Here is a 24,475-nt window from a genome sequence, read left to right as displayed (position 1 = left end):
GCCGTGCCTACCCCCGGGCAACCACAGGGGGATTGCCCCTACAACAATTACACAAATGATTTAGGATCGCTAATTGCTATTTCAGCTACAATACTTGTCAACAAAACTCTTTAATCCAGCTTGATATCCTGCTCCTACCGCCTGAAATCTCCACTCTCCATTCTTTCTATACAAACGACCAAATTCTAGAGCCGTTTCTCGCGTAAAAGTCTCTGTTAATTCATACCGAACGAGTTCGATTCCGGTATCCAAATTGACAATTTTGATAAAACTATTTCTGATATTGCTAAAAGTTGCATTAATTTTATCTGCTTCGTGAATAGTGACAACAAAAGTTATTTCCACAATTTCCGGATTAACTTTTTCTAAGATAACGCCGTAAATAGTCTTATTTTCTTTACCTGGGTTGTTTGCCGGAATCGATTGCAGTACGGAACCGTCAGAGGATTGCAGATTATTGTAAAAGATAAAATATTTATCGTTAGGTAATTTGCCGTCAGCACCTAGCATAAACGCAGAAACATCAATGTCGTAGCTTTGTCCTGCCTCTGTCACCTGCCAACCGAGGGCGAGCGCCATTTTTTTTAAATCCGGCGCTTCTTGAGAGAGATTAAATCTCTCTCCCTTACTTAATTGCATTGCCATCTGCTTATTTGTCAAACATAAAATTTTATCTTGCTTATTTTAATATTAAGTGGCACGATAAGTTTTCGTCTTTAATAAAATTTAATATTTTGATGAGAGTCGCGGGCTTGATTAAAAATATGTACTGCCATTATCCGAATTATTCGAGATTTACTGGCATAGAATTACGCAAGTAAAAACCGGGTTAGATCTAAAACCCGGTTTTTATAATTGAACTTAATTTGACATTACTTTTCAGCATTTTCGGAACTAGGTGGGAGGGTAACGAAATTGCCAAAAGCTCCAACCGTTTGATAGCTTTTTTTACCCAGTTGAGTTGTGTAAACGCTGACAACGCCTAAGTTCTGACGTTCCGTTGTATTGTCGAGCAAGTGTTCGATCGATCCGCGCTGCGAAGTCAGCAAATTTTTGCAACTCCCGATCAGAGTCTCTGCAACCCCGCTCAAAGCTTTAGGTACGCGAGAATCCTTGCACACAGTGCTTTCCAACTCGGTTTGGAGCACGCCGGAAGCATAAGTTAGGTATTTATCTCTCGGAGGATTTGTAAATGCCATCCCGGCGGCTAGCACGCTTAGGGCGATCGCAACTTTTCCGACATTGCCGAAAAAATTAGAAGTTGGCTTGTGAGTATTCATTGGTTTATCAATAATCATTTTTTTTCCTAGCCCGATTGAGTTATAAGCTTATCTAGATTTAAACTACACCTTCTGAGAAACAGATTTCAGAAAAGAGAGGACAGTTTTGAGATTGGAGGCGAGTTGCGAGTGCAAGCTCTGGCTATTGAGAACGATCGCACTCAAATATAATTCCGAGGTAGCGGGATGGGAGATCCGCAGCCTGTCTTCCTTTTACTTTCCTCCCTCCCCCAAATCCGGTAAATTTTCAAAGACTTACGCAAACAGTGGTTGAAGGCGCTAATTACAGCCGCAAGGTACTTGCGGCACATCCTAAACTTATTTTTGCTTAGATTTTTGTCGATCGATCTCCCGCTGCAATTCTTCAATCTGACGGCGCAAAGCCTCCGCCTCGCTGTTAGATGCTTGAGACTTCACATCAACCGCACCCTCAGCTACAGCCCGCTTGTAGTTACCCAGCTTAATTTGCCGATATTCCTCGGAAGTCGCCCAATCTCGCAAATAGCGCAGCCTTTCCACCGGGAAAGGGTGACTCAGCATCACGCCTTGGCCGCCGTTGTAAAGTAAAAATTTATACACTTGATTGAGATTGTCGCGATCGAGATCTTGATAGTTGTCAGACTGGCGGATAAATTCTTGCAAACTGCATTGGTCAGCATATTTACTGCTAACTCCCGAAAGTTTCATCATCGTCTTCATCACACAATTCAAATCATCTGTCACCAACAAAGCCGCCCGATCCGCAGATAATTCAGCCTTCCGCCGCCACTCATAAAAAGCGAAAATTAAACCGCTGCCGACAATATTGCCCAGTCCAAAAGTCATCTCGCCAATTGTCGATGCGATGCTCATCGCCCACATCGCCATTTGATTTAAAGTTGGATGACCGCATTTGATGTGTCCCAACTCGTGAGCCAGAACTACTTTGATTTCCGACTCATCCAACAAATCTAAAAGACCTGTGTTTAAGACTATATATGGTTGATTTTTTCCGAGAGCATAGCTGTTAACAGCGGGATTCTGAGACACAAACAAACCCGGTTCTGGAAAAATATCTAAATCCTGCACGCACTCTCGAAAAATATGATAAATGCTAGCATATTGGCGCGGCCCGACTTGTATGCTATTTCCCATGAGGTAAACGAATTGCGGTCGTTCGTAGACAAATTCTACAAATTTGCTGGCAATTAAGTCAAATCCCGGTACGCTACGCAATGCGGCCTCGGCTTGGCGATCGAGGGGATGCTGAAAAGCTTCGCTAGAAATTCCTGTATAAGTAGGCATAGTTGTTGCAAAAGTTACATTCAAGATATCAGTATTGCCGATCGCTGCGGTTGCTACCTGGCGCCTGACTTATCAATATTATCTCTTGTGGAACAGGCATCTTGCCTGTTCAAATTAGCGTTAAAATGGTTTTTCAGCGGCAGGTGCGATCGACAAAAATCTGGCAAAGTGCCTCTGTATCGCCTCACTCAACAATTTGGAACGTGCAAAAATGGCTATCCTGCGACACGAAAACGGTACAACCTACACTCAACTTAGCGATATTACCCGCGAACTGGCTCCCTTAAACATTCAACTCAACCGCTGGCCCGTGGGTGAGGGCCCAGAAATTCAAAATTTGTTAGCCAAAGATGCCCTCAGCGACAGCGAAAAAGAGCAAGTGCTGCAAGCCCTCGACGGCTACTTCCAACAACTCCAGGAAACCGCAGGCTATCAATCCCGCGACTTAATCGTACTGCATCCAGACATTCCCAACCTCGACACCTTGCTGTCGAAATTCAGTAAGTGTCACATCCACGCCGACGATGAAGTGCGCTATATCGTAGCAGGCGAGGGAATTTTCGGCTTCGTGCGGCCAGATGGTAGCCAAGTCGAACTTACGGTACAGCCGGAAGAATTTATCAACGTCCCGGCGAATACAGAACACTGGTTTTATTTGACTGCGACTCGGAAAATTAAAGCTGTGCGATATTTTACCACGACTGAAGGCTGGACGCCGGAATATACGGATACGGAAATTCGTTTCCGCTTAGCTGTGGCGTAACAAGGTTCGTAATAATATTTGTAGGGTGTGTCGCCTGCGAAAAATCCCTAAATTCTACCTACAATCTCATGGCGACGCACCTTACGCATGACCCATTAAAGTTGAATTGCATAAGTCTTTGATTGATACATAAACCGCAGATTTAAGGCAGACAAACACAGATAAACGCAGATAATTGAAGGAATTGAAAGCTTGCACATGGAATGCAAGCCTATTGAAGATATCAGGTGCGTCGCTATCAGATTGTCGATTTTTATTCAGAGATTTTTAATGGCGACGCACCCTACAGCTTGAGTTTGCAAATTCGACTCTTCAACCAAGACCAGCATTGTTCAATATACTCAAAGCAACCGCCTCCGCTACCTTAATCCCATCAATCCCCGCCGACAGGATTCCACCCGCATATCCCGCACCTTCCCCAGCCGGATAAAGGCCTTCTGTATTTAAACTTTGATAATCCTCCTTGCGCTTAATCCGAATTGGTGAAGAAGTGCGCGTTTCTACACCAGTTAAAACCGCATCATCCATCGCAAATCCTTTAATCTGTTTGTCAAAAGCCGGAAGTGCTTCGCGGATAGCTGCGATCGCAAAATCCGGCAAACTTGCGCTCAAATCAGTCATCACAACACCCGGCGTATAAGAAGGCTGCACAGCACCTAGGGCCGTGGAAGGGCGATTCGCCAAAAAATCACCTACAAGCTGTCCGGGGGCGTTGTAAGTGCTACCTCCTAACTCAAATGCCCGTTCTTCTAGGCGGCGTTGAAACTCAATTCCCGCTAGCGGATGACCGGGATAATCCTCCGGCGTAATACCCACCACAATCCCGCTGTTAGCATTGCGTTCATTGCGAGAATATTGACTCATCCCATTCGTCACCAGTCGCCCCGGTTCCGAGGCCGCCGCCACTACCAAACCGCCGGGACACATACAAAAACTGTACACAGAACGATTATTTTGGCAATGGTGAACCAATTTGTAATCGGCGGCACCCAAAAGCTTGTGGCTCGCCCGATCGCCAAAACGACAGCGATCGATTAGCTTCTGCGGATGTTCTACCCGAAAACCAATCGAAAAAGGTTTAGCCTCGATGTAAACTCCGCGCGAGAACAGCATTTGAAAAGTATCGCGGGCGCTGTGTCCCACCGCCAGAACTATATAATTACTAGCAATATATTCTCCGCTGGCGGTGGTAATTCCCTGCACTTTGCCATTTTCGATGTGGATATCTTCGACACGAGTTTGAAACCGAATCTCTCCGCCCAATGATTCAATTTTTGCCCGCATATTTTGGACAATTCCCACCAGTTTTAATGTCCCAATATGCGGTTTATTAATATATAAAATTTCCCGTGAAGCTCCCGCATTCACAAGTTCTGTCAGCACCTTGCGCCCGTAATGCTGAGGATCTTTAACTTGACTGTAGAGTTTGCCGTCGGAAAAAGTTCCCGCACCACCTTCGCCAAACTGCGCGTTAGATTCGGGATTGAATGCTGATTTTTGTTTCCAAAATCCAAAGGTATCAGCGGTGCGATCGCGCACAGCTTTCCCCCGTTCCAACAGGATAGGGCGAAACCCCATTTGTGCCAGCATCAGCCCTGCAAACATCCCGCACGGCCCCGTACCGATCACAATGGGGCGAACCGTCAAATTGCTGGGGGCTTGGGCGACGTTGCGATAACTCATGTCTGGCGTTACCAGCACATGAGGGTCTTTTTTGAGGCGTTGGAGAAGTTGCTTTTCCTGTGTTGTCTCCACATCCACAATGTAGACAAGGACAATTTCTGCTTTTTTGCGAGCATCGTAGCTGCGCTTGAAGATGGTATAGCTGAGCAATTCTGCGGGGGGAATTTGCAGCTTTTTGAGAATGGCGCTGGCGATCGCATCTTCAGGATGATCTAAGGGAAGTTTGATTTCGGTTATTCGTAACATATATATAAATTCTCAAGTGAGTGGGGAATTGGGCAAACAGGGCATGGGGCATGGGGCATGGGGAATTGGGGATGGGGAATTGGGCATGGGGCATGGGGCATGGGGCATGGGGAATTGGGAATTGGCAAAACAGGGAATTGGGAATTGGCAAAATAGGGAATTGGGAATTGGCAAAATAGGGAATTGGGAATTGGGAATTGGGAATGGGGAATGGGGAATGGGGAATTGGTAATGGGGAATTGGTAAAACAGGGAATTGGTAATTGGTAATTGGTAATTGGTAATTGGGAATTGGTAATTGGTAATTGGTAAAACAGGGAATTGGGAATTGGGAATTGGTAATTGGGAATTGGGAATTGGGAATTGGTAATTGGTAAAACGACTGGCGAGTAGCTTATGAAACTCGATCGCAGCCATAAGGTCATCTGGCTGAGAAAGGCGATTTTTGGGCGATCGCCACTTAATTGTAAATTTTAGATTTTAGATTCCATAATTGCAGAAGCGTTATAATAAACAAAAAATTAAGTTTTGTAAAGACCCTTGACTGCAACATTCACACCCAAAAACAGCCAAACCTGGCACGCTCTCAACCCCCTGTGGGAAGGAGCAGAAGACGCAGTACAGAAGGGTTTACCCCACACGAAGCTAGCACCGGCATGGCAAATACTGCTCTTAGGCGACGGTTCCCCTACCCGTCACCTGCAACTGTTGACAGGGGAGCCCACAGAAGTAGATGTGATCGATATGTCCTTGGTGGGTGAAGATGCAGACGGCGCGCCACCGCAAATTGTCGCGGTTCCAGGGCCGCGACTGCGCCGTCAAGTGTGGCTGCGTACAGCTTCGGGACAGCGCCTCGCCTACGCGACTTCTTGGTGGGAAGCGAGTCACGTAGATGAATATTTAGAAAATAAATCTTTGCCAATTTGGGCAAGTTTAGCGCGCCTGCGGACTGAATTGTATCGCGACGTGCAAGGCATTTATTGCGGTGAGTCGGTGGCTTTGGAGTCGGCTTTTCAACAGTCGGGGCCTTTTTGGGGGCGACACTATTTATTTTGGCATCACGGAAAGCCGCTGACGCTGATTTATGAGGTGTTTTCGCCTTATTTAACTAAGTATTTGGGCCCGATGGAGTTGTAATATTGTTGGCGATCGCACCAACATCTTAAGGTTCGTAGTGAGGACTTTAGTCCTTCATGAATGCGGACTAAAGTCCTCACTACGAACCAGTCAGTGAAGTAGGGTGCGTCAGCTAGGGACACGCTATCAGCTCACAATCTCATAACTGACGCACCCCCGCATAAATGGTGCGTCAGTTATGAGATTTTTAGTGATGGTGGAAACGATCGCACACTGACGCACCCTACGAATACTAGGAGAAGGACTGAAGTCCTCACTACGAACCTGCAATTTTTCGCCGGAACTTCACTCGCAAACCGTCGCGCGGGTGCGGAGTTGGTACTCGGATTAAATTCAAATCTTGATCCGGTAACAGATTCCATTCGCACTCGCGAATCATCTTCGCCGCAAACAGTTTCATTTCCAACCGCGCGAATTCTTTCCCCAAACATTCCCGCAAACCGCCGCCGAAGGGGACGTAACTGAAAGGTTTCGCATTTGTCGATCGCTCCAAACTAAATCGATCGGGGTCAAAGCGATCGGGTTCGGGATAAACTGAGCTATCCTGATGTGTCTCATTAATTTCATAAAGCACGTTCCAACCCTGGGGAATTTCGTAGCCCCCGAACTCGCAAGCTTTAATTACCTGCCGAAAACCGCCTCCCACCGGCGGAACCAACCGCAGCACTTCTCGCATCACCTGCTCCAAATAAGTCATTTGTTTGAGCTGTTCCAAGGTGGTAGGTTCAGTTGCGGGGAACTGCTGTTGTTCCGCGCGAACTTTTGCTATCACATCCGGGTTTTGAGCCAGCAGAAGGCAAAAAGAGGCGATCGCCGAAGTCAGAGTTTCGTGTCCCGCAAACAACAGCAACAGCACTTGATCTTTCAACTCTGCCAAACTCAGAGAATTACCCTCATCATCGCGAGCCCCAATTAGCAAACCCAAAGCATCATTACCGCCTGGTGTCCCTTGCTGTCTGTCTCGAATAATATTTTCTAATTCTACCAACAGTAAATCGCGGTTTTTTTTCGCCTTCCCAAACTTAGTCCAAGGCACATCTAAAGGAATCGAAAATAAACCCTCGCACCAAGTTTCAAAATAATGTCCCAGGGGAGTTTCCGAGCCATTATCAATTCCAACTAACAACTTACCAGCTACATCAAAAGTATAATTTCTCAGTTCGGGATACCACGCAAACTCGCTCATTTGCGTCCATCTTTGCAAATAGCGCCCAGTGATATCTTCCATCCCGCCGATGTAGCCCGCCAGAGCTCGCGGCTGAAAGGCTTGGTACAGTAGTTTGCGCCGATTTTGGTGGTCGGAACCCGTTTGCAGCGACAAGGAAAGCGGCCCTAACAGCGCTTTCGTGCTGGGAGGCCAACTCACAACAAAATTCTGGTTTTCATGGCTTAAAACAAACAAATTCGCCTCTTGGCCGCACACAAACACGGTAGGCTGTCCGAAGATGCTGGTTTTGAAAATTTGCCCGTACTGCTGGTGGCGTTTTTTGGCGAATTGGGAATCTTGCAAAAAGTTGAGGGTATCGCCAATTAGCGGTAAACCCAAACTACCTGGAGGTAATGTCATTTTAGATTTTAGATTTTAGATTTTAGATTTTTCATATCATATCAATTTCTGACAACATTGGTAAAAAACCATGATAGGTTTGTAGTGAGGACTTCAGTCCGCATCAGAGCGGGACTGAAGTCCTCACTACGAACCTATTGAATATTCTGTTTTTTAAATCGGAATCTCGATCGCAAATTCAGTGCCTTTCCCCACCGCCGATGAACAGTTGATTTCTACTCGTTACTTTCGCTGTGCCTGGTAACGTATATTAGGAGGCTCTGCCTCCATTTTTCAGCCGAGGCAGAGCCTCTGGGCATGGATTCCAAGGCTCTGCCTTGGAACCAGTTAACGAACCAATTTGATGAGAGGTTTGATCGTTCGGACTTTAGTCCTCTGAATTTAAGAAGGACTCTTCGTCCTCACTACGAACCTATTAAATTTCCTCTTTTTTGAATCGGAATCTCGATCGCAAATTCAGTGCCTTTCCCCACCACCGATGAACAGTTGATTTTACCTTTATGTTTTTCGACAATAATTGAATGGGAAATCGCCAAGCCCATCCCCGTCCCCGAACCGATCGGTTTTGTCGTATAGAACGGGTCAAAAATCCGCTGCTTGACTTTATCGGTGATTCCTGCACCGTTATCAGCAATTCTAATCGCAGCAAAATTACCTTCTACCTCTGTACGAATGCGGATAATGCCGGGATTTTCGAGCTGTTCTTGTAAAGCGTCGATCGCGTTAGCGATAATATTCATAAACACCTGATTCAATTGTCCGGCGTAGCACTCCACCAGCGGCAATTGTCCGTATTCTTTGACGACTTGAATTGCTGAACGATCGGGCTGAGCTTTCAAACGGTGTTCTAAAATCATTAACGTGCTGTCGATGCCTTCGTGAATGTTAACATTTTTCATCTCTGATTCATCAAGGCGAGAGAAGTTGCGCAAACTCCGCACGATATCCCGGATGCGAGTGGCTCCCACCTGCATCGAAGATAGCATTTTCGGTAAGTCATCTAACAAGAAATCTAGTTCTAACCCCTCTATTTGCTCCTGAATAGCTTGAGGAGGTTCCGGGTATTCATCTCGATACATTTGCAGCAGTTTCATCAGGTTTCCGGTGTATTCTTCTGTGTAGGTAAGATTGCCGAAAATAAAGCTGACCGGGTTATTGATTTCGTGAGCAATTCCTGCTACCATCTGACCGAGACTCGACATTTTTTCTGCTTGCACGAGCTGGGTTTGAGCTTGCTGGAGTTCGCACAGAGTTGCTTCTAGTTGGGCAGTTTGTTCTCGCGCCATCCGCGCTGAATCGACGCTTTGGGTGTATAGTTCTGATTGGCTGATGGCGATCGACAATTGATCGCAAATTGCCGATAGCAACTCCACTTCGTCTTTTGTCCACCTGCGTACCTCGCGGCAAGAAGTGCAGCCTACAACTCCAATTAAACCCCCTGCACTCTTGACGGGCACATCCAAGACTGACTTGTAACCCATCTGCAAAAAGAATTCCCTTTCTAGTGAATCGCTGAAAGTGGCAACATCATTTACTTGATAGATTTCCGATTTAGCAATCTTTTGCGGCAGCGTCGCGGTTATGTCAGCAGGGTAATAGCCCAAAAGCGAGATTAAGTCATCATTTTTAGCTTCGTGGACGACATCCCAAGCGGGCGGATCGGCATCAGGAAAATACCAAATAAACACGCAGCGATCGATTTGCAGCAAGTCGCGAATTTCCCGGACAGTTGTGGCCAAGATAGTATCTAAATCGAGAGAAGCACGGATTTGGCTGCCTAGCTGGTTGAGCAATTTTTGCTGCATGGCGGCTGATGAAGCTTCAGCGGCGACGAGGCGAGATGTTTCGTAAAGTTCGGCTTGATTAATGGCGATCGCCAATTGATTGCCCACTGCCACTAACAATTCTACTTCTTCATCGCTCCAACACCGCACGCTGCTACAAGCGCCACAGCAAATTACCCCTATTTTACCTGAAGATGTCTTTAGGGGAATGTCCAGCAGAGAATTGAATCCTACATACCTAAAAAATTCCCGCTCTACTGGATCGGTGACAATCTCAAAATCATCGATCCGAATTATTTCCAAATTGGCAATCCGCTCGGCGTGAGAGCCACTCACAGCAGTAGGAAATAAACCCAACAGCGAAGGCAAATCGGCATTATTTTTTGCCTCGTATGTCACAGCCCAAACAGGCGGCGAGGCGTCTGGCAAATACCAAATAAACAGACAGCGATCGAGTTGCTGCAACTCCCGAATCTGCTGCACAGTTGTTGCTAAAATAGTATCTAAATCCAGAGACTTGCGGATATTGTTAGCTAGTTGGTTCAGCAGCGCTTCCTGCTCCGCTAATTTGCGGAATCTCGCTTCCGACTCTTGCAACTGTCTTTGAGCTGCTTTTTGTTGCGTAACGTCCAAACCCAAGCCAATCAAGCCGATCGCCCTACCGCAATCATCTTTTACCTGAGTTTTAATTATCTCTAACTGGTGGTATTCACCGTCAACAAACTGGAGCAATTCTTCAGCATAACAGGGAGTATCTTGGCTCCAGGCTTGTGCGTCAGATGCCATGCAGTTAGCAGATGCTTCTAATCCCAAAACTTCGGAATAGTGAGAGGCTGCTAAAAAGTTTTCTTCGGGAATAGCTACGTCTTCACAGAAAGTTTTGTTGACCAATAACATCCGCCCGCTAGAATTGGCCATCCACACCCATATCGGAGCGTTGTCAATGATTCCCCGCAAAGTTTGCTTTTGGGCGGCGAGAGCCATTTCTGTTTGTTTGCGCTTGATTCCCACGGCGATGGAATCGGCAATTGATGCCAAAGCAATGAGCGTTGATTCTGTCAAGTCCTGGCGGGAAAACATCGCGATTACTCCCACCAATTGATTGTCAACAATTAGCGGATATCCCGCAAAAGCCACCATTCCTTCTCGTTTCGCCCATTCTTTGTCGCTGACTCGGGGATCTTCTTGCACAGAATTAATGATATGAGGTTGTCGCTCTTGGGCGATTAAACCAATCTTGAACTCACCGACAGCAATGCGGCTGTGAGCGCCGTCAATGTGAGTGTACATCCCCGCGCTTGCTTGCAGTTCTAATAAATTTCCCTCTTCATTCAGCGTCCAAATCCGAGCAAACGCAGCATCCAAATGGCGTACAACTGCATCGGTACACTTTTGCAAAGTTGCAGGTAAAGTCTGGTTTTGAGTTAGGGCTATTCCCACATCTGCCGTGAATGAAGAAATTTTCAATTGTTCTGCTAAAGCTTGTTCTGCGATTTTGCGCTCTGTAACGTCCGCAGCAACACCGAGACGCTGCCGGATTTTTCCCGATTCTGTTCTGCTAAATACAATTTCCCGGCTGACTAACCAGTGCCAATTATTTTGTGTGTCGCGCACCCGATATTCGTACTCAATAACTTCGCCGTCAGGAGCATTTTCTAATTGCTGGATATATCTGGGAAATTCAGCTAAATCCTCAGGGTGAATAATTGTCGGCAACAGACTGCTGCCCATTTGTTGAACTTCTGCGAGCGTATAGCCGAGGAGGTCAGTGATTTCGCGGTTGACATAGACATTTCGCTGCTCGCTTTCGTCGTAAACATAGAGAATATTCGGAGTAGCATCGGCAATGCGCTCGACAAAACGCTGGCTCTCTTGCAGGGCTGCTTCTGCTTGTTTGCGATCGCTAATGTCGATCGAATTACCAATCATACGGTAGATATTACCACAGGCATCGCGCAGGGGCGTCAGAGTAACCATATACCAATGTTCTGTACCTTCAAACTCGGCGCTGTTTTCGTAGGCGATCGAGCTGCCGGCTGCCAAACAATCGACGTATCTTTGCCGAAAATCTGCTGCTACTGGTGGGGGAAAAAGTTCTTCAGGAGTTTTGCCTTTGACATCATTGCTCAAAATGCCTGTAGAGACTTCTGTGGCTGCATTCCAGCCCGCGTAGCGAAACTCTCCATCTGCGCCGACATCTACCACGAAAATAGCTTGACTTGAGCCGTTATAGATGCTGTTTAAAAATTCTTCTTGTTCGCGCAATTGTGCTTCGGCTTGTTTGCTTTCTGTAATGTCGGTGCAACTGCCGACAATGCGATAAATGTTGCCGGATACGTCCCGCAGCGGAGTCAGATTTGTCATAAACCAGACTTCTGTATCCTCAAAAGTAGCGGGATATTCGCAGGAAATCGAGCCGCCTGCTTCCAAACAGTCGCTCAAATTCTGCCGGAACATTGCTGCTGTAATGGGATCGAAAATTTCTTGGGGAGTTTTGCCGCGCCCGAATTCGCTGCTGATGCCGCCGAGTAAGTCGGCTGCTGGGTTCCAACCGGCGTAGCGGAATTCTCCGTCTGCGCCGATATCTACTACGAAAATGCTGTAGTCTACGCCGTCGTAAATACTGCGCAAAAATTCTTTTTGCTGCTGTATTTCTTGTTCTGTGATTTTGCTTTCTGTAATATCCGAGTGTATTCCCACCCACTGGCGAACGCTGCCATCTGCGTTCAATACGGGCATACCGCGCACGCTCATGTACCTGTACTCGCCGTCGTGCCGCAGCAAGCGGTGTTCTATTGCGAATAAGGTGCTGTTGGCTACTGCATCAGACCACATCCTGGCAGTATATTCTCTGTCGTCTGGATGGATGTTATCGAGCCACCCCCATCCTTTGATTTCGTCGTAATTTGCTCCCGTGAATGCACTCCATCCTGTTTGTTCGGTGGCAACTTGGCCTGCGGCTGTAGTATCCCAAACAATTTGGGATGTGGCTTCAATTAAGCAGCGGTAGCGTTGCTCGCTTTCTTGCAAGGCTTGTTCTGTGCGCTTGCGATCGCCAATATCAGAAATAGTGCCGATCATCCGCACCGGAGCATTATTTTCATCCCTTTCTACGACTTTCCCCCGCGCCAAAATCCATTTAAATTCGCCGGATTTAGCTAACATTCTATGCTCAACAGCGTAGCCATTTTCAGGATTTGCCAAATAGGCATTTAATTTCTGGTTCAATACCACTAAATCTTCGGGAGGAACTAGCTCTGACAAACCGATCGCATTGGTTTGCACTTCCGCAGCTTCGTAGCCCAACAAAGCACTGTATTCGGAGCTGAGATATACTTCATCTGTAACTATATTCCAATCCCACATTCCGCTGTCGGAACCCCAAAGAGCTAGCTGCAACCGTTCTTCGCTGCGGCGCAAGGCTGCTTCTGCGCGTTTGCGATCGCTAATATCGCGAGCTACTCCCACTACGCCGGTGATGTTTCCAGAGCGATCGCGCAAAGGACTTTTGGTAGAAAGAAATGTCAGGATGTTGCCCTCACTATCTTTGACTATTTCTTCGATCGTTTCCTCAATCCCAGATTGCCAGATCCGGCGGTCATTTTCCATCAGCCGATCTGCAATCTCCGGCGGAAATAATTCGGCATCATTTTTGCCAATAATTTCTGATTGTGGCTTGCCCATAATGGCCGCCGCCTGAGAATTGACCAATAGGTGGCGGCCCTGAGTATCTTTGACAAAAATGCTGTCGCTTGTACTTTCGATGACGTTTTCAAAGAGGATGTTGCTCTCTAGTAGTGCTGCTTCTATTGCTTTGCGATCGCTGATATCGCGAGATATACCAATTATGCCGATAACTTTTCCTTCCGAGTCGCGCCAAGGGCATTTTGCTGTTAGCAGCGTCCGCATTTCTCCATTTTTGGGGACAAGTTCTTCATAGCTTAAATTTTCTCCCGCTGCAATTGTCTTGCGGTCTCCTTCGATAATTTGCTGGGCAATTTCTGGGGGAAATAAATTTGTATCGTCCCGGCCGAGCATTGCCTCCGCTGATATTTGCAGCCAGTCAGCAGCCACCGAATTGACGATCGCGTAGCGGCCTTGAATATCCTTGACAAAAATGACATCCGGCGTGCTTTCTATCACGGAGCGCAAGATAGAATTGCTGTGCTGGAGTGACTCTTGGGCGTGTTTGCGATCGGTAACGTCGCGGCCGATACCATACATCAATTCTTCTTCGCAGAAGGGGCTAGCAGTCCAGGCTATCCACTTGTAAGAGCCGTCGCGACACCGCCAGCGATTTTCAAATCCAACCGTATTATTGCCCGCAGCAATACTTTCAGCTTCTTTGAGAGTAGTTTCGCGATCGTCTGGATGGACAAATTCCATGAAGAGTTTGCCAACCATTTCGGCTGGGGAATGGCCGAGGATTTTTTCGGCTGCTGGGTTGATCTGCTTGATATAACCGTCAAAACCAATGACGCACAGCATATCTGGCGAGAGGCTAAAAAATCGATCGCCCTGGTTGAACTTGCTGGATTGGCGATCGTTGTAGGCCCAGACAGCAGAGACGTGCGATCGCGCGGACACCGCCAACAGGACAATATTTGCTATTCCCACAATTCCCTGGGCGAGTTGGCGATCGTACAAAATATCGCCGCAGCCTGCTACCAGCAACCCGTTTAATACAAGCAGTACCACGCTCACAACTGAGAATACACTACCTGAGGCGATCGTCGCTAGGCTGATTGTTTCTTCATAGTGCATACTGCATTCTGCCTTCTGTCTGCTGGTGACTGCTGCCGTTAATTTTATCAACAACAGTTGCAGGAAGTTAAACAATTTAGTGTTTTGTGATTCTTCTATATGAACTAAATCTTTCATTTTTTTATGAATTTAGTTTAATTTTTGCTCGGTTAAGACTTAAAAACAACTCTCAATATGTTTAAATACTGTAAACATTTCCTAGATTGCGAAATCAAGCATTTGAAATTTTTCCTTAATCCCTGCAACAAAACCCTAGAATTAAGTATATTTACGGAATTAGCGAGTAATCTTTTTTGAGCTGCGGTGCGGTTTTTATCATTTTTTGGAATGGCATAAAGGGTTTATCTATAATAATGGACTAGATATTGCTGTTAGTCATGGGACATTTGGCCTAATCTAGCTAGTCCAGGACGCAAAATTTAATTATCTAGAGTGCGCCTGAAGCACATTACCGCGTGAGAGTATCGTGTCAAACCACTTTTTGCGTAAGTTATGACTGGGTTTGATGTACTAAAATACTGCGGGGAACTCCCTGACTGCTGGTTAAAAAACCCGGACTCTCCGTCAAATTCAACCAAATTTGATACTACTTATTAATTCTGAAGTTAAAATGAAGATCGACTGTTGATTTATGAAAATATAATAAAAAAATGTTGGTAGCAGTTGTTAGTTAAATTCCTCTGTTCCTGGGTAATGGGAATTCGGAATTTTGGCTGCTCGCGACTTGTGCTGTATCTCGACGAGAGCTCGATAACCCCGTAGCCGAAGTAGCGGAGCCCAGGGGATCCGAAGCAAGTCGAAGGTGGGAATCGATCGGTTGTACTTCGCGAGTGTTGCAAATTGCTATACCCGGAAATTCCCCGTACCGAAGGCAGAATCCCGTGTGATCTCAAATCCGTTAACATCGTCCTGTATTTATCTCTCTCTTCCCTTTCTCTGTGTTCTCTGCGTTCTCTGCGGTTAAATCATTCCGATCCAACCGGAATTGATATGAAATGTTGAATTTTGATTGGGAAAAATTTAACTATTTAATACAGTTCACAAAACTGTTGCTACAGTCATCAATCTAATATTAAGTATTAAGATTCCCACAACCCCGCGCTGGACAGGGCAATTCCGTTGCCCTACAGCTCGTTGGCACAATCCATATGTAGCCGGTATTATAGGATTTGATGAGAATTGTATCCCATCAAACCACGACAATCAAATTGGTTGGATGAGGAATTTAGTTTGATGCTGCCAAAGGCTCCGGGTTAATTTTAGGGACTAGATAATATCAAATTTGTTGCGATTCATCCCCAGCCGATAGGGGCCCATTCGCAGCAGACAAAGCAGATTTTCTGCCTAATTGCTGTTGCCGAATGCGCTCCAAATTCCCCGCAGGAATAGCAGCTATCAGTTGCCGCGTGTAAGCTTGCTGCGGTTGGCGGTAAATGCGCTCGGCTGTGCCAATTTCCTCGATTTTACCTTTGTTCATGACGATCGCGCGATCGCTCATAAACTTGACCACGCTCAAATCGTGAGAAATAAAAATATAAGTCAGTCCAAACTCTGTTTGCAATTCCTTCAGCAAATTTAAAACTTGCGCCTGCACCGACACATCCAATGCAGAAACCGACTCATCGCAAATAATAAACTTAGGATTCAAAGCCAAAGCTCTAGCAATACAAATTCGCTGCCGCTGTCCGCCAGAAAACTCGTGAGGGTAGCGGCGCATAAAATCGGGATTTAAACCCACTCTCTCCAACAAATAAGCGGCGCGATCGCGCTGTTCTTTCTGGTTCTTACCAAAGCGGTGAATCACCATCGGTTCCATCACCGCTTCCCCAACACTCAGGCGCGGATCGAGAGAACTAAAAGGGTCTTGAAAAATAATTTGTAAATCGCGCCGCAGCCAGCGCAATTTGCGATCGTACTCTTTTTGCTTGCGATAATTAGCCATCCACTGCGAGCCCGAACTACTTTTCGCAGGAGGCGTAATTTCTTGACCTTCAAAAAACACTTGACCGCTGGCGATCGGAATTAATTGGAGCAAAGCTCTCGCTAAAGTTGATTTTCCGCAGCCAGATTCGCCCACTAAACCCAATGTTTCGCCCGGGTAAACCTCAAAAGAAATATCGTTGACTGCCATAAACAAGCGTTTGGTTTCGCCAAACATTCCTTGCACCGGAAAACCGACTCGCAAGTTATTAACAGCTAGCAAAGGCTGGGAAATATTCGGCAGCCGGGGCGGTTTTCCGGTGGCAAAAGCGGCAAGTCCGCCGCTGCTGTCGCCGTCTAAATCGACATTTTTTTCGACAATTACCAATTCGCCGCTAGCATTTGTGCTAACTTCCATAAAATCGGCAACTGTTGGCAAGCGCCGCATTTGTCGATCGAGAGTTGGGCGGCAAGCTAACAGACCTTTTGTGTAAGGATGTTGGGGATTGCTGAAAATTTGCTCGATCGCAGCGCACTCAACAATCTTGCCTCGGTACATCACCGCCACGGTATCGGCAATTTCAGCAATGACGCCCAAATCGTGGGTAATAAAAATCATTGCCATGCCTCTAGTGTCCCGCAACTCGCGCAGCAAAGCTAAGATTGTTGCCTGCACGGTTACGTCTAAGGCCGTTGTTGGTTCGTCAGCAATTAACAAAGTTGGATTGCAAGAAATCGCCATTGCAATCATTACGCGCTGGATTTGGCCGCCGGAGAGTTCGTGGGGGTAGCGATCGAGCATAGCTTGTTTTTGGCCGTTGACGAGCTGCATGAAATCGCGATCGTCCTCGGCACCTGCTTCTTGCCGCAAAGCCAAACAGCGCTGCCGCAGTTCCTCGTCCCCCGGTAGCAGCTTCACCTCTTGCAATAGCGAAGCAGCTTTGCGCCGCGCTGCTGTCTGGGATATCTTTTGGTGGAGACAAATGGCTTCTGTGAGTTGAAATCCGATCGTAAAAACGGGATTTAGCGAACTCATCGGCTCTTGAAAAATCGTCGCAATCTGGCTGCCCCGGTAGGTTTGTTTTTCCCGATCCGGCATTTCCAGCAGATTAACCGGCCCATTGCTAGCACCGTCTTTTGCCGAAGCAAACCAAATTTCGCCCTCGATTTTCGTTGACGAACTCGACAGCAAACCCATAACAGCGAGGGATGTTACCGATTTTCCAGAACCCGACTCTCCCACAATTCCCAGAGTTTGCCCTCGCTTCACCTCAAAGGAAATGCCGTCAACAGCTTTGACTGTTGCGGACGCATCGCCGGAGTCCGCAGATTGAAATTCAACCCGCAGGTTGCGAACTTCTAGGACGGTTTCACTCATGGAAGTCTATGGCAAAAGTTAAAGGGAGATTAAGTGGATTGTAGCAGGGCCGGTTAAAGACAGAAGGCACGGGGAAAGTCTTAAGTTTTCAGTTTTGAATTGTTTAACTTAATAGGACTTACGCACTCCATGGCTCAAATGCTGATCCCCCCTTAACTTGCCCCCTACTCCCCCCGATCGAAGGGGGGAACCTGAAAGCCCCCCGATCACAGGGGGGTTGGGGGGATCGATGGGTCCTGGACTGTTAAAACCGCTTTCGCGTTGCGAGGAACGAAGCAATCTCAAAACTCACAACTAATTAAGCGCCTTCTGCCTTGGAGAAATTTTCCTCAATAACGGATGACCTGAGTGTCAGCAGGCAGTGCAGTGGTCTCGGAGACCTTTTTAAACACGGTTGCTTGCTCGTTTAAGGAATCAGGTCTCGGCTGTCCGGGATTGGTGCCTTGCAACTGAAGGCGCATTTGACCTTCGGGAGTCAACTCAAAAACAGTCTCAACGGTTTCTGTGCTGCTGAGGCCGACATCCAGGTGCATCGGTTGTGCACCGAGATTAACTTTGTACCTCATTTCTTTGGCGCGGGCGGCTCCGTCGGAGCCTTTAGCCATGAGGAACAATTTGCCTTCTGGGGCAAAGACGAAGGTGAAAGACTGACCGGAGGGGACTGTGCCTTGCCATTGACCTAGAAGTTGCTTGTCGATGTTGCTAGCGGCCGGGGCTGCTGCTTCGGAAATTGTTGGTGCTGCTGCGGATGCGGGGCCCTGTGAGGCGTTGAAGCTGCTGGCGAGGATGCCGAAGCAAATGCCACCTGCGATCGCTTTGCCAATCATTTTTGAATTAGACATGAGACCGATCTCAAAATTGGTTGTTTCTTTTGTACACTGTAGCGGTAAAACCGTACATTGTTTAGTTTTAATCCCTTTTGGGAAAGAAAATTTATTTAGGTAAAATTGCATACAAACCGTGGCAATTTGCGGAATCTGCCACAAAAGTCGTGAACCGTAGCTATCGTCCGCTGGAATCGCCCCAAATCTCCTCACTCCGGATTTTGTGTCGTTGTTCGCCTCTTCGGAAAGCAATCGCAGAGGCTGTGAATGCGGTGATTGTTTTCAACGCAAAACACCTTCACCGAATCAATTGCTTTCAAAAGTGCGATCGACTGTTTATGTCTGAGATTCTGGTTGAGATTCTGGTTGAGATTCTGGTTGAGATTCCGGCGTGGCTTCCTGTTTTTTTTCAGCGCGTTTTGTTCGCTCCAATGCCTCTGCGTAAGACCAAGCCACGCTCACAATAAAAGCTTTCGCCATGCCGGACAAATTTTTTGAATCCTCGCTATCCGGCGGTTGGGCTTTTTGGTTGCCGTCGTTCGTCATGTTTTTGTTTTCTCCCGGGCTGGTTTTTTTTGGCGAATTTTTGCAGTGTGCGATCGATACCCACAAATTCTGATTTTTACTGCACCCGCACCCTACTTATCTTTGAGGATATGACCTTGATTACTAGGAATAATATCATAAATACGCTGATTGGATGAGCGAATCAGAAAGAAACCTTAACTTCGCTGGTCGTCCGCAGCACGGACTCCTGCTGAAACCTGCGCTTGTAAGTTTCGATGATTTCCTGAATAGCTCGATTTTTTTCCGGGCTGTTTTCATAAATCAAAATAACTATTTTAGAGTTTTCTCGAATCAGAATGCCAGAACTGTTGAGAAACTGCCCGGAACCGTCTAATACAGTTAGCCCTTCCCGAAAACGAGGGGTAATAACTTCCTTGACAAACTCCTGCCATTCTGACTGAGAGATTGTCTCGCCTCCGGGTTTAGTTAAGCCAAAATACAGTTCATCTTTGAGGAAGGTTTTTGGACTGGCGTTAGTATCGGAAGTTTCGGGAAGTTGAGCGCGGGCAATTGTCCCCGGACAAACAGGCACGATCGACAGCAGGGCGACCAAGCAAAGACTGTTAAGATATTTGTTCTTCATGTGATTATTTTCACAAATAAGTAGTAGCGTCCGTGAGTGCGATCGATCTTTAACTACCAAATGTGAGACTATTGACACTGAGGCACCGCCCGAACGCTCGCACAATACCGATGCTAGCGTTTGCGATATAATTTAACATAAAATTCTGCCAACTCAAAAACCCAGTTTCTCATGAGAAACTGGGTTTTTGAGCGTCAGTCGTAGTTTATTTAGTCTTGAACCCACAGGGGGTCAGAAACCGGGTTTTTAATCAAAATCTTTGTTTAGCACCCTGAAAAACGGCAAACAACCCGGTTTCTAAGAGGATAAGAGCGTCAGCCGTAGTTGATTTGCGATCGGCTACTTGCTGGCATCTGCCCTATTATTTTTCAATTCAGACATACTTCTGTTAGCAGTGTCTTTGTACATCTCCCCGAATTCTTTGACGGCTGCTCCCGCCTCTTGTCCGATCTTCTGAATTCGTTCGCCCGGAGCGTCAGACGTTTCGCGAGCTTCTTGTCTCCATTCGCGAGTTGTTTGGGGTCTTTCGGGATTGTTTAGCTCCGCGTTTGATCCTCCAGGCGTGCCATAAGCTTTGTTGCTGCGTCCCCCATCAACATTGGATGTCAGCAGCAGAAAACCGACTAGGACAACACTCAAAAAACTCTTGATTTGAAAGCCCTTAAGCAAGGAACTGATGCGACCGATAGCTGTAGAAATCAAATTCATCTCTGTAATACTCCCTAAGTTAATTGGCGATAATTCCCAACATTTGTTAATCTAATTGACTGGCTCCAAAATCAGCTAACGCAAGGGAAAGCTAAACGCTAAACTTAGCTGCCACTTGCCATTAGCCACATCAATAGAGTTCGGGGTGAGCGATAAAATCTGTCAAACACCCAATCTACGTGTCAGATCGTGTCCGAGTGATTAACCGCAATCATATTCGTTCGTAGTGCGGACTTAAGTCCGTCAAATGCTGCGGACTTAAGTCCGCACTACAAACCGTTTTTGTTATGGTAATCGACCGGAAATGAGATCAGTCAACTAGCTTTTTCAAACACAAATATTACCTTAACAGCAGCAAAATACTTCTACCTCTTACTAAAGTCATAACTTAGTTAGAAGCAGAAAATCAATTTTTCAGCACAGGGTTAGACAAATTTCAATCGATCGTGTTATACAGAGCAAATTTTTATTGCAAGCGATCGCCAGTTTTGACATCAAACCAGTGCAGCAACTGAGGCGGAAAAACCAGCTCGACAATTTCGGAACTCCACTGACGGTCATTCGGGAGCAAAGCGCGCACCGTTAATGACTCCAAACCTTTAACTTGGACGCTAACTAAATTTTGCATTCCCAAGTTTTCTACTAAATAAACCTCACCTTTAATTGCCTCTGGATCTGGCTTCTTGCCAGTCTCTGCATCTGCAAAGCTGAGGTGTTCCGGGCGAATTCCCAAGACAATCTCTGGTGGGACAGTCGGCAGATTTGGTAGCGGAACTCCAGAATCCCCCAACATTGCAAAATTGCCCTGGCATTTAAGCACTAGCAAATTCATTTGCGGGCTGCCTACAAAACCAGCTACAAACTGATTCGCCGGACGGTTATAAATTAAGTGTGGCGGGTCTAATTGCTGCACGCTGCCGCTGTTGAGAACTGCGACTTTTGTAGAAAGCGTCATTGCTTCGGTTTGGTCGTGGGTAACGTATACTACAGGGGCTTTTTGGGCGGAAAACAATTGTTTGAGTTCTGCCCTCACTTTTTCCCGCAATAAGGCGTCTAGATTGCTTAAAGGTTCGTCGAGCAAAAATACTTCCGGTTGGCGCACTAAGGCGCGTCCGAGGGCTACTCGCTGCCGCTGTCCGCCTGATAGTTTACCCGGTTTGCGATCGATTAATTCGGTCAATCCGAGGGATGCTGAAACTTCTGTAACTAAGCGGTTGATTTCGCTGGAAGATATTTTGCGAAGTTTGAGGCTGGATGCCATATTGTCGTAGACTGTCATGTGCGGGTAGAGCGCGTAACTTTGAAACACCATTGCAATATCGCGATCGCCCGGTCTGAGATATGTCACATCGCGATCGCCAATTCTAATCTCGCCTCTAGTCGGCTGTTCCAACCCTGCAATCAACCGCAGCGTGGTAGATTTGCCGCACCCGGAGGGCCCCAGCAAGGTCAGAAATTCGCCCTCGCTGACATCTAAGGTAATGTCTTTTACGGGTACAACTTTGGGGCTGTAGGTTTTATTGAGATTTTTTAGTTGCAGTTTTGCCATGATTTTTATAAGGAAGAATGAAGTTCGGCAACGAAGCCGTGTACGGGATGTAACGGATGTAAAGGATGTAACTGATATCTTGCACCATTCCCAACAAGCTGTAGGGGCGGGTTCGCCAACAGTCTCAAACGTAGCAAACAGGTTAAATAAACCCGCCCCAACCCCACGAAAAATCCCCAATTGACACTGATACAAGATGTGAGATGTAACTGATTTTAGAAATAAGGAAGAAGGAAGAAAGAATTACGAACCGCGAAGGCGCGAAGGGCGCGAAGGAAAAGACAAGAAGGGAAGAGGAAGAGTTGACGATTTTCGGATGATTTCAAGTTGAAAATTATCCTTTTACTGCCCCGGCTGTTAAACCCTGAACTATGCGCCGCTGGAACACCAAAACTAGCAAAACTAAGGGTAAGGTTCCTAAAACGGTGGCTGCGGCGATCGGGCCGTAGGGAATCTCAAAGACTGATGCGCCGCTGAGTTGAGCTGTGGCGACGGGAATTGTTTTGAGAGATTCGCGAGTCATAAATGTCAGTGCAAATATAAACTCGTTCCAAGCTGAAATAAATGTCAAAATTCCGGTTGTCACTAAGGCGGGAAATGTCATCGGCAGCACGATTTGCCACAGCATTTGAAAGGTGTTGTAGCCGTCAACTTTAGCTGCATCTTCCAAATCTTTTGGCAGTTGTTGAAAGAAACTCCGCATGACTAAAATTGTCAGCGGCAGATTGATGGCTGTGTAGGGAATTATTAAGGCTAAATAATTATTTCCTAAATCCAAAGCTTTGACTATTTCCAGCAGTCCCAAAAATAACAACACTGCTGGAAATAGCGTCACAATTGTCACAGTTGCCAGAATAATTCTCTCGCCCCACAGCCGCAATCGGGCTAAAGCGTAAGCGGCGGGAGCTCCTACAGCTAAACACAGCAATGTGGAAGTGATGGAAACAAAAGCGCTATTTAAAATGTAAAGTGCAAACGGGCGGCGCTGAAACAAGGACAGGTAATGCTCGAAGGTAATTCGGGTGGGAATGTAGACGTTGGGAATTGCTGAGATATCTGCGTTTACTTTGAAGGAAGTCAGCACTTGCCAGATGATGGGTGCGAGGAAATATGCGACAATTAATATCGCTGATACGGGCAAGATTAATTGCCGGATGTTAAATGGTTTTGTGGTAGGTTGTTCGCGGGCGATCGACATAATTTATACCAATGAAAGGAACTTGGCTTGATTGTTCGGTGTTGAGATTTATTTTTTGGGGGCGGGCTACCGCGTGGGGTAAGAAACCGGGTTTCTACGAGTTTTTCGACGAGTTACGAGAAATATACGAAGAAACCCGGTTTCTGGGATATGCGATCGCAAACTAACTTACCCCCCATCAATCTAAAATCCCAAATCCCAAATCTAAACTTGACTGGCGCGGGCTCTCGATAACAGGTAACTGGCGATCGCCACTGCGGCCACTAACAGCAAAAAAGTACACACCACCAAAGCCGCCCCATACCCAAAGTCTAAATACCTCATTACCGTGCTGTAAATGTAGATAGAAACCGTCTCCGTCGCACCTGCCGGCCCCCCTCCCGTCATCACCTGAATCAAGTCAAAAATGCCGAAAGCTTGGGCAAATCGAAACAGCAAAGCAATCACAATTTGGGGCATCAGCAGCGGCACAGTAATTTGACGGAAACTCTGCCAACTACTGGCGCCATCAATGGCGTGGGCTTCATACAAATCCGCAGAAATTGATTGCAATCCTGCTAACAAAAGCAAGCTGACAAACGGCGTAGTTTTCCAGACATCTGCTGCAATCACCGCCATCATTGCCAAAGTCGGATCTCCCAGCCAGCTAATGCTCTTTTGAATCAATCCCAAGCGGATCAAAATGTCGTTAATTACGCCGTATTGGTCGTTAAAAATCCACGCCCAAGCTACACCCATCAGCGCCGTCGGTAGCGCCCAAGGCAGCAGGGAAATTGTGCGGACAATCCCGCGCCCTGCGAAGGATTGATTTAAGACTAAAGCAATGCCCATGCCGAGAATTAATTCCAGCACAACAGAAGCGACAGTAAAGACTGTGGTGTTGCCTAAAGTTTGCCAGAAACGCCCGTCGCCTAACATTCGACTGTAGTTAGCAAAACCGGAAAAAACCAGTTTTAATTCTGTACCGAGGTTTTGAGTGAATAAACTCAGCCAAAAAGCGCGCAAGATTGGGTAAGCAAATACTAGCAGCAGAATGATCAATGCTGGTGCTACTAATATCCATCCGGTTCTTTGTTCGCGCTGTCGCATCTTGTCTACTTGCATATTTGTAACCCCAGATTCATCCCTCATCCCCCGTTCGTAGTAAGGACTTCAGTCCGTAAGGTTCGTAGTAAGGACTTCAGTCCGTAAGGTTCGTAGTAAGGACTTCAGTCCGTAAGGTTCGTAGTAAGGACTTCAGT

17 protein-coding genes are annotated in these 24,475 nt (G+C 46.6%); 3 read left to right on the top strand and 14 right to left on the bottom strand.

Annotation, left to right across the window (positions count from 1 at the left end):
- Positions 1-81: 81 nt before the first annotated feature.
- From QUB64_RS14890 to QUB64_RS14880, 3 genes are all read right to left on the bottom strand, one after another.
- Positions 82-639: a TerD family protein gene (locus QUB64_RS14890; RefSeq protein ID WP_333271132.1), complete on the bottom strand. Its 558-nt coding sequence runs from the start codon at positions 637-639 to the stop codon at positions 82-84.
- Between the two features lie 233 nt (positions 640-872).
- Positions 873-1,298 (bottom strand): DUF4359 domain-containing protein, encoded by a 426-nt coding sequence (locus tag QUB64_RS14885; protein ID WP_333271135.1) that lies wholly within the window; start codon positions 1,296-1,298, stop codon positions 873-875.
- Between the two features lie 300 nt (positions 1,299-1,598).
- Entirely contained in the window at positions 1,599-2,564 is a 966-nt protein-coding gene (locus QUB64_RS14880; protein WP_333271137.1) for a M48 family metallopeptidase, read from the bottom strand.
- Positions 2,565-2,775: 211 nt separating this feature from the next.
- On the opposite strand from QUB64_RS14880, the gene QUB64_RS14875 reads away from it, so the two are divergent.
- Positions 2,776-3,327: a 1,2-dihydroxy-3-keto-5-methylthiopentene dioxygenase gene (locus QUB64_RS14875; protein WP_333271140.1), complete on the top strand. Its 552-nt coding sequence runs from the start codon at positions 2,776-2,778 to the stop codon at positions 3,325-3,327.
- 312 nt (positions 3,328-3,639) lie between these two features.
- On the opposite strand, the gene QUB64_RS14870 is transcribed toward QUB64_RS14875, so the two are convergent.
- Positions 3,640-5,256: an NAD(P)/FAD-dependent oxidoreductase gene (locus QUB64_RS14870; RefSeq protein ID WP_333271142.1), complete on the bottom strand. Its 1,617-nt coding sequence runs from the start codon at positions 5,254-5,256 to the stop codon at positions 3,640-3,642.
- Positions 5,257-5,272: 16 nt separating this feature from the next.
- Here QUB64_RS14870 and QUB64_RS14865 point away from each other — a divergent pair, with 16 nt between their 5' ends.
- Positions 5,273-5,488, top strand: coding sequence for a hypothetical protein (locus tag QUB64_RS14865; RefSeq protein WP_333271145.1), 216 nt, complete (start codon positions 5,273-5,275; stop codon positions 5,486-5,488).
- 307 nt (positions 5,489-5,795) lie between these two features.
- A complete protein-coding gene (locus QUB64_RS14860) occupies positions 5,796-6,392 on the top strand; it encodes a chorismate lyase (protein ID WP_333271147.1) in 597 nt (198 codons plus the stop codon).
- Positions 6,393-6,648: 256 nt separating this feature from the next.
- Here QUB64_RS14860 and QUB64_RS14855 read toward each other — a convergent pair whose 3' ends face one another.
- The 10 genes from QUB64_RS14855 to QUB64_RS14810 all read right to left on the bottom strand — a co-directional run bounded on the left by QUB64_RS14855 (position 6,649) and on the right by QUB64_RS14810 (position 24,338).
- Positions 6,649-7,959 carry a cytochrome P450 gene (locus tag QUB64_RS14855; protein WP_333271149.1) on the bottom strand — a complete coding sequence of 437 codons (1,311 nt, stop codon included), beginning with the start codon at positions 7,957-7,959 and terminating at the stop codon, positions 6,649-6,651.
- 404 nt (positions 7,960-8,363) lie between these two features.
- Positions 8,364-14,624 carry a PAS domain S-box protein gene (locus QUB64_RS14850; RefSeq protein ID WP_333271154.1) on the bottom strand — a complete coding sequence of 2,087 codons (6,261 nt, stop codon included), beginning with the start codon at positions 14,622-14,624 and terminating at the stop codon, positions 8,364-8,366.
- Between the two features lie 1,159 nt (positions 14,625-15,783).
- Complete coding sequence (locus tag QUB64_RS14845; RefSeq protein WP_333271155.1) at positions 15,784-17,805, bottom strand: ABC transporter ATP-binding protein; 2,022 nt, start codon at positions 17,803-17,805, stop codon at positions 15,784-15,786.
- 329 nt (positions 17,806-18,134) lie between these two features.
- The gene (locus tag QUB64_RS14840) at positions 18,135-18,647 is read right to left on the bottom strand and encodes a hypothetical protein (protein WP_333271159.1); all 513 of its coding nucleotides are present in this window, start codon (positions 18,645-18,647) and stop codon (positions 18,135-18,137) included.
- Positions 18,648-18,965: 318 nt separating this feature from the next.
- The gene (locus QUB64_RS14835) at positions 18,966-19,175 is read right to left on the bottom strand and encodes a hypothetical protein (protein ID WP_333271162.1); all 210 of its coding nucleotides are present in this window, start codon (positions 19,173-19,175) and stop codon (positions 18,966-18,968) included.
- Positions 19,176-19,338: 163 nt separating this feature from the next.
- Positions 19,339-19,779, bottom strand: a complete 441-nt coding sequence (locus QUB64_RS14830; protein ID WP_333271165.1) for a DUF3574 domain-containing protein — start codon at positions 19,777-19,779, stop codon at positions 19,339-19,341.
- A 339-nt stretch (positions 19,780-20,118) separates the two neighbouring features.
- Positions 20,119-20,487 (bottom strand): hypothetical protein, encoded by a 369-nt coding sequence (locus QUB64_RS14825; RefSeq protein ID WP_333271168.1) that lies wholly within the window; start codon positions 20,485-20,487, stop codon positions 20,119-20,121.
- A 466-nt stretch (positions 20,488-20,953) separates the two neighbouring features.
- Positions 20,954-22,036, bottom strand: a complete 1,083-nt coding sequence (locus QUB64_RS14820) for an ABC transporter ATP-binding protein (RefSeq protein ID WP_333271171.1) — start codon at positions 22,034-22,036, stop codon at positions 20,954-20,956.
- A 334-nt stretch (positions 22,037-22,370) separates the two neighbouring features.
- The gene (locus tag QUB64_RS14815) at positions 22,371-23,234 is read right to left on the bottom strand and encodes a carbohydrate ABC transporter permease (protein WP_333271174.1); all 864 of its coding nucleotides are present in this window, start codon (positions 23,232-23,234) and stop codon (positions 22,371-22,373) included.
- A 204-nt stretch (positions 23,235-23,438) separates the two neighbouring features.
- Positions 23,439-24,338, bottom strand: a complete 900-nt coding sequence (locus QUB64_RS14810; RefSeq protein ID WP_333271178.1) for a carbohydrate ABC transporter permease — start codon at positions 24,336-24,338, stop codon at positions 23,439-23,441.
- Positions 24,339-24,475 lie beyond the last annotated feature (137 nt).

The organism is Microcoleus sp. Aus8_D2 (genome assembly GCF_036702665.1).
In the GTDB taxonomy this organism is placed as follows: Bacteria; Cyanobacteriota; Cyanobacteriia; order Cyanobacteriales; family Microcoleaceae; genus Microcoleus.
The sequence above is the reverse complement of the archived record's forward strand: the minus strand, read 5'-3'. Positions and strand labels throughout refer to the sequence as shown.